Raw genomic sequence first — 523 nt, 5'->3', positions numbered from 1 at the left:
TTCCAAGATATGGTGCAGATGGGCGTTTTTCATATCAAGAGGTTTAACCCCCACGGCCCGCTCTGTTTCCGCGCTGATATAAGGGCGAGCATACACATCCTGGATATGGGAAAGTGTGGTGCTTCCTGGGGCTCCCTCAACAAATTCTTCCGCGCCGACATCATACCTCAACTTCGAGGTATCGTTGGCATCAACTCGACGCAGATACGGCTGTTCCGTACCCGCTACCCAGACATGCCCTTCCGGCGCATCTGGCCAACCCAGATCTTTCGCCAGTTCAGGGCCTCGGGCAGGCGCGGCCACCCAGCCTTCGCCATCCTGTTCGGATTGGGCAATGCGCTCAGCCTGGTATTGTGAAGCGGCTTCCAGCTCTTCTAAGCGATAGGAGAGCTCTGCCTTTTGAGAGGATGAAAGATTGGGATCACCCAAACTCTGGCTAACGCTTTGTAACTCGAGGGCAATCTTGTTCTGTTCGAACTTGGCTTCCCAGCCAGCGGTGCCGACGGTTTCCGGTTTTTCCTGG

General features: G+C 55.3%; 1 protein-coding gene. It reads right to left on the bottom strand.

The window, feature by feature from the left end:
• Positions 1 to 523, bottom strand: a 523-nt coding sequence (locus tag ACXAFR_RS27495; RefSeq protein ID WP_475183406.1) for a hypothetical protein, incomplete at both ends; no start/stop codon positions are given.

The organism is Pseudomaricurvus sp. ABR4_320 (genome assembly GCF_056159445.1).
Note: the sequence above shows the minus strand (reverse complement) of the source record. Positions and strands in the feature narration are given on the sequence as shown.